Below are 6541 nucleotides of genomic sequence, written 5' to 3' on the forward strand. Positions count from 1 at the left end.
CGGACTGGCCGCACAGGGGCTCCTGCTGCGAGAACTGCGCGCGCGCGGGGTTCGTGTAGAGGATCGAGGCCAGTCCGTGGCCGGGCCGGGGGCCCCGCCCCCAGCCCCGGCCCGCGACGGCGAGGGGTACGGCGAGCAGCAGTCCCAGACCGACGGAGACGAAGGTCAGCTGAAGGTGCTGGAGGACCGCCTCCCTGAGAATCTCGCTGCGCGTGGAGAGGTACTCACCGCAGATCCAGTCGTTGCGCGCGAGGCAGTCGTCGGGAGTCGCCGTCACCTGTTCATTTCAGCCCGCAGGGCGCGGGTGCGCCCGTTGGGCTCGCCTGTTCGTGAACGAGGCGGCCCTGTGGCCGGCCGCCTCCCTCACCTGTCACTCTTCTTCCGGTCGCACGACGCACAGGGCCCAGATGATGGCGATGTAGATCGCGATCGCGACGAGGGACCACAGTGGGTAGTACGGCAGGGAGAGGAAGTTGGCGATCAGCAGCAGCCCCGCGAGGATGATGCCCGCGATCCGGGACCACAGAGTCGCCTGGAAGAGGCTGAAGCCCACCACGATGGCGATGACGCCGAGAATCAGGTGGATCCAGCCCCAGGCCGTGAGGTCGAAGCGGAACACGTAGCGGGGCGTTGTGACGTAGATGTCGTCCTTGGCGATCGCCATGATTCCCCGGAAGAGATCGAGGATTCCGGCGACGATCAGCATGACTCCGGCGAACGTCACCAGCCCGCCGACCAGGGGCTTGTGGCCCTCGGAGTATGTCTTGGTCTGGTTCATGATGTCCCCTCGTGTTTGGGTGGCTCAGCTCAGGAGCTTCGCCTTGGCCCGTTGGAACTCCTCCTCGGTCAGGTCTCCCTTGGCCTTGAGTTCGGAGAGTTTGGCCAGGTCGTCGCCGGGGCCGGCGCCCTTGGCGGTCTGCCTGATGTATTCGTCCATGGCTGCCTGCTGGTCCCGCGCCTGCTGGATCTCGCGCCTTCCCATGTCCTTGCCGCGCACGATCACGTAGACCAGGACACCGAGGAACGGGATGATCAGTACGAAGAGCAGCCATGCCGCCTTGGCCCATCCGTTCATGTCGTGGTCGCGGAATATGTCCACGATGACCCGGAAGAGCAGCAGGAACCACATGACCCAGAGGAAGATCCACATCACGGTCCAGAACGCGCCCAGAACCGGATAGTCGTACGCGAGGTAGACAGTGCCGTACATCGCCGTCCTCCTGCCGTTGCCGTCGGACGTCTGGCGCCCGCTCGCCGTCAGTGTCGGACAGCACCGCGGCGGATCCCTCACCCCACAGGGGTGAATCGACGGACGCCCGCATCAGCGGTCGCCTGCATCAGTCGGGCAGCCGACGCATTTCCACGACATGCAGGCCGAGGTCCTGGAACCGGACGAGCAGTCCGTACAGATGGGCCTCGTCGGTCACCGGGCCGAACAGGACGGTCTCCTCGGGCACCGTCGCCTCGTCCAGCTCGGGGAACGCACCGGCGAGGGCCGGAGACAGGTGACCGGTGACGCGGAACTCGTATCGCATGCGCGCACTTCCCCGTGGGAATAGGGGCTCTTCGGGCATCGTCCGTGCCGGACGGCGCCGGCACATCACCCGGGTGAGGTGACCCGCCCACCGCGTCACAGCAGACCGGCGTCACCGCGGACCTGCCGGTCACTTCGATCGGGCCTCACAGCAGACCGGCGTCCCGGGCGCGCCGCACCGCCTCGCCGCGGCGGGACACGGAAAGCTTGCGGTAGATGCTCTTCAGATGCGTCTTGACGGTGTTGACGGACAGGAACATCTCCGTGGCGATCTCCTCGGTCGACATCATCTGCGCGGCGTGCCGCAGCACATCGCGTTCCCGCCGGCTGAGGTCCTCCACGAGCAGGGGCGAGCCGTCGCGGGCAGGCGCGGCGCCCGGCCGTCCGTCGGCGTCCGGGGGGTCTTTGGTCAGCCAGGCGTGCGCGGCGGCGAGTTCCGGCGTGCGGGCGAGCAGATGCCGCAGCCAGGGTCCGCTCTCCGTGAACGGGGCGCGCAGCAGTTGCCGGCGCGCGGTGTGCAGGGCCTGGCCGACGAGCACGACCGCGTGCGCGGTGTCCTCCTCGGCGACCGCGGCCCGGGCCAGGAGCAGCCGGGCGCGGACCCCGTCGGCGGGACAGGGTTTCGCTCCGTTGGCGAGCGGGGCCAGCAGACGGCGCGCACGCTCGGTGTCTCCGGCCGCCAGATGGGCGGCCGCCGACGCGACGGTGCAGTCGGATCCGCCGCGGGGCGAGCGGCACAGTGCCGCGAGGGCCGCCTGCGGGTCACCGCGCGCCAGGTGAACGGCGGAGCGGGCCACGGCGACCCGGCGCGCCGCCTCGTCAGCGGCGAAGGGCGTTCCTCCCGGGGACACGGGCACGGCGTCGAGCACGGTCAGAGCCGCCGCCGTCCGCCCGTTCGCGAGTTCGATACGGGAGCGCAGGACGACGGCTTCGGCGGAACCCAGTGGATCCGAGTCGGACGCGCCGGAGCAGACCGCGGCGTCGAGATGCCGGCGCGCGCCCTGGAGGTCACCCCGGTCGGAGGCGACGGCGGCCAGCGCGAGATGGCACAGCCCGGTGCGGTGGTCGACGGGGATACCGTGTTCCTCGGCGGCCTTCAGCCCCTGCCTGGCGTGTGTCTCGGCGTCGCGCAGCATTCCGTCGACCGACTCGGTGAGGGCGAGGGCACCCAGGCAGTGGTAGCGGACCGTCCGGGTCTGCTCGCCGTCGGCGGCGGTCAGCGCCGCGTGGAACGCCTCCCGTGCCTCGGAGCGGTGGCCTGCGGCGAGGAGTGCGCGCGCCCGGCCGTAGCAGCACAGCGCCTCGATCTCGGGATGCTGCTCCAGCCGGGCCGGGGGCACGTGCGCCATGAACGCGCGTACCTCACGGTCCGGAACGTACGGCGACGCGGAGCCCGCGCCGCCGGCGTCCGTGTCCGCGCCGGTGTCCGTTTCCCTGTCGGCGTCAGCGTCCGTGGCCGTGTCCCCGCCGGTGAGGAGGCGGAGCAGCGCGCGCGTGAGCTGCCGCTCCGTTCCCCGGCCCTCGGCTTCGGCCTCGGCCTCGTCGTCGCCCATCGGTGCGTACGCCCCGTCGAGCTGTTTGCGGCTCTCGTGGGTGTCGCCGCGGGCGAGTGCGCAGGCCGACGCGACGAGGGCCGGGCCGGTACCGCAAACGCCCGCGGGCATGTCCCCGAACAGCCGTACGAGCCGATGGCTGTCCGGACCGGTGAGGAACCGGCCGATCGCGAGATGGTCGACGACCAGGCCGGCGGCGTACTGCCAGTCGCCCGCCGCGCAGGCGTGTTCGAGCGCCTCGGTCAGCCGGTCGTGACCGGCGAGCCAGTGTGCCGCGCGCAGGTGCAGTCGCGTTTCCAGGGCGGGGAACCGGCTGCGCAGATGGGCGCGGAGGACCTCGGCGAACAACGGATGGCAGCGGTACCAGGAAGTGTCGCCGATCGGCTCGACGAAGGCGTTCTCACGGGCGAGCTGGGCAAGCGTCGGCGCAGCGTCCTCGCGCTCGGTGAGGGCGTCGGCGAGCCGCGGGTGGATGTGGGACAGGATGCTGGTCCGTACGAGCAGTTCCTGCGTCGTGGTGGGCTGGGCGTCGAGGACTTCGGCCATCAGGTAGTCGGCGACGGCGTTCTGGGACGCGGCGAAGGACTGGGCGAAGTGCTCTGCTTCTTCCGGGTCCTGCGCCCGTCGCATGGCGAGGGCGCACAGCCTGAGGCCGGCGGCCCAGCCCTCGGTCCGCTCGGTGAGTGCGCCGACGCTCTCCGGGGAGGGAGTCAGCCCGTGGCGGCGCAGCAGCTGAGTGGCTTCGGGCGGGGTGAACGCCAGCTCGGATCGGCGGATCTCGTAGATCCGGCCCTCGGCCCGGTAGCGGTGCAGCGGGAGCGCCGGATCGACCCGGCCGATGAGGACGAGCCGCAGGGACGGTCCCGCGTGGGCGAGGACGAACTCCAGATCCGCGGCCACCTCCCGCGAGGCGGCCTGTTCGAACCCGTCGAGGACGAGGACGACGGGCCGGGGCAACTGCGCCAGCGCGGACGCGAGCCGGACGATGAGGGAATGGTCGACGTTGCCGGCCCGCAAGGGGCTGCCGACGCCGTCGGGCAGCGGTACCTGGTGGTAGCGGAACGCGCCGAGGACGTACGCCCAGAACACGCCCGGAGCGTTGTCGTCGCTCTCCACGGTGAGCCACACGACCGGACCGGGAGCCGACTCCGTCTGCTGCCACGAAGCGGCGACCGTGGTCTTGCCCGCGCCCGCCGGGCCGGTGATCACGGTCAGCGGGCCCTGGGTGCCCTCCGTGAGCCGGTCCAGGAGGCGTTTCCTGGCCACGAAGGCGGGGGGTATGGCGGGTACCGCGAACTTCGCCACGAGCAGCGGATCGCCGCTCGGGTTCAGCTCGGCGTCCTCGGCCATGGGTTTCTACCGCCGTGCCGTCGGTCCACGGGTTGATGATCCCAGCGCCCCGTCATGATCGCCAACGGCGGACCGCGGGAGGCGCCTCGCCTCCCGCGGTTGTGGAATAGCTAATAGCCATAGGGCTCACTGCACCGGAGGTGTCATGGACGGCGACGGTGGAACGGCACGTAGGGTCCGTGTGCAGCGCTGGGCCGCACGGCTGGCGATCGCCGCCGCGGTCGCGGCAGTCGTCGTGCTCGTGTTCGCCGCGGGACTGAGAGCCATCGGGCTGGCGGCGGTGACGCTTGCCGGGACGGCCGTGACGGCGGCGGCACTGTGGTGGGCGCTCACCCGGCGGGGGCTGGTGCGGGCCTGCGCCGTCGTCCTGGCCGTGGCGGCGCCCGTGGCGGTGATCTGGCTGCATGTCCGCTCGGGGCTGTTGTGGGTACTCGTGCTCTGTCTCGTCCTTGGGGCAGTCGCCGTCGGTGCCGGGTGGGAGGCGCTCTCGGTGAGCGCCGGGCGGAAGGGGCAGCACGCGGTCGCGGCGCCCCGCCCCGTACGGCCGTTCCTGATCATGAATCCGCGCTCGGGCGGGGGCAAGGTGGAGCGGTTCGGGCTGCGGGAGAAGGCGGAGCGCGGCGGGGCCAGGACCGTGATGCTGGATCCGGCCCGGCCGAGCGATGTCGCCGCGCTCGCGCGCGAGGCCGTCGCCGGGGGCGCGGATCTCCTCGGAGTTGCCGGAGGGGACGGCACCCAGGCGCTGGTCGCCGCCGTTGCGGCGGAGCACGGCATCCCGTTCGTCGTGATCCCCGCCGGCACCAGGAACCACTTCGCCCTGGACCTCGGGCTCGACCGGGACGATCCCTCGGCGGCCCTGGACGCCCTGACGGACGGAGTCGAGTTGCTGATCGACCTCGGCATGATCGGTGACCGGGTGTTCGTCAACAACGCATCGTTCGGCGCCTATGCGGCGGTGGTGCAGAGCGACGCGTACCGCGACGACAAGGTGGGCACGATCCTCCAGCTTTTCCCGGATGTGCTGACGCACCGGGCAGGGTCGCGGCTGACGGTACGGGCCGCGGATGTCACGCTGGACGCCCCGCAGGCCGTACTCGTGAGCAACAACCCCTATCGGCCCGGCGACCGGGCGTCGGTCGCGCGCCGGGACCGGCTGGACACCGGTGTGCTCGGTGTCATGAGCATCACGGTCGACAGCGCGGCGCAGGCGGCCGGGCTGCTGCGCGGTGACCGGTCGCCAGGGCTGACCGTCCTCACCGCCCGCGAGGTCGTCGTGGACGCCGAGGCGCCCGAGGTGTACGTGGGCGTGGACGGCGAGGCGCTCGTCCTGCCCACTCCGGTGCGTTGCACGATCAGGCCCGGGGCGCTGCGGGTACGGGTGCCGCGCCACCGGCCGGGTGTGCCCCGCGCCCGGCCGCGGCTGGACTGGCGCCGGCTGGGGATGCTGGCTCTCTCGCGCTGATGTGCGCCGAGCTCACTACGCTTGACGCGTGGGTCACACCGAGGAGCTCACCGAAGGCGCGGGCCCGTTCACGACGAGGCTGACCTGGCGCCTCGCCGAGGGCGGCATCGCGGTCTGGGCTGGAGATGGTGGAGCTACGAGCCGATGCGGATCGACTGGCTCAGCACCCTCGTACTCTTCGCCGGTACGGTCGTGTTCGGGGTCAATCTGCTGGACTCGTTCCTCCAGGGGCTCTCCGCCCAGCAGGCGAACCGGCTGATCTGGGCTCCCGACATCGTCGGCTGCCTGCTGTTCCTCATCTCCGGCCATCTCGCGCTGGTCGAGGTGTGCCACGGCCGGCCTGGCCGTTCGCGCACACGACCTCGGCTGGTGGATCGTGGCCGTCAATCAGCTGGGATCCGTACTGTTCTTCGTCGCAGCGCTTGCGGACTTCACCGTGCGGGGCACAGGAAGCCTGGTGAACGCAGCGTCGCCAACTGGGGGACTCTCACAGGTGCGTTGTGCTTCTCCGTCGGCGGCGTGCTGCAGGGTTTCGAACGGCCGTAGACACCGGCGTGGTGCGTCATTGTCCGGTGGGAAGCCGCGCCGGCGGATGTGCGGGGGTTGATTGCTCTGCCGGAGCGGAAGAAGTCGACTGCAAGG

Annotated in this window: 5 protein-coding genes and 2 pseudogenes; 2 read left to right on the forward strand and 5 right to left on the reverse strand. The window is 71.2% G+C overall.

Annotated elements, in window-relative coordinates:
- The 5 genes and pseudogenes from ACWGI8_RS36610 to ACWGI8_RS36630 all read right to left on the reverse strand — a co-directional run.
- A pseudogene (locus ACWGI8_RS36610) lies at positions 1-277 on the reverse strand (ABC transporter permease); the annotation flags it as partial.
- A gap of 93 nt (positions 278-370) precedes the next feature.
- Positions 371-778 carry a DUF7144 family membrane protein gene (locus ACWGI8_RS36615; protein ID WP_453667735.1) on the reverse strand — a complete coding sequence of 136 codons (408 nt, stop codon included), beginning with the start codon at positions 776-778 and terminating at the stop codon, positions 371-373.
- Between the two features lie 24 nt (positions 779-802).
- The gene (locus tag ACWGI8_RS36620) at positions 803-1210 is read right to left on the reverse strand and encodes an SHOCT domain-containing protein (protein WP_453667737.1); all 408 of its coding nucleotides are present in this window, start codon (positions 1208-1210) and stop codon (positions 803-805) included.
- Positions 1211-1337: 127 nt separating this feature from the next.
- Complete coding sequence (locus tag ACWGI8_RS36625) at positions 1338-1535, reverse strand: hypothetical protein (protein WP_453667738.1); 198 nt, start codon at positions 1533-1535, stop codon at positions 1338-1340.
- A 145-nt stretch (positions 1536-1680) separates the two neighbouring features.
- Complete coding sequence (locus ACWGI8_RS36630; RefSeq protein ID WP_453667740.1) at positions 1681-4437, reverse strand: LuxR C-terminal-related transcriptional regulator; 2757 nt, start codon at positions 4435-4437, stop codon at positions 1681-1683.
- A 145-nt stretch (positions 4438-4582) separates the two neighbouring features.
- Here ACWGI8_RS36630 and ACWGI8_RS36635 point away from each other — a divergent pair, with 145 nt between their 5' ends.
- Together ACWGI8_RS36635 and ACWGI8_RS36640 are read left to right on the forward strand one after the other, a co-directional pair.
- A complete protein-coding gene (locus ACWGI8_RS36635) occupies positions 4583-5899 on the forward strand; it encodes a diacylglycerol/lipid kinase family protein (RefSeq protein WP_453667741.1) in 1317 nt (438 codons plus the stop codon).
- A 120-nt stretch (positions 5900-6019) separates the two neighbouring features.
- Positions 6020-6445 (forward strand): annotated as a pseudogene (locus tag ACWGI8_RS36640) (hypothetical protein); the annotation flags it as partial.
- Between the last annotated feature and the right edge of the window lie 96 nt (positions 6446-6541).

It is taken from the genome of Streptomyces sp. NPDC054841 (assembly GCF_053611045.1).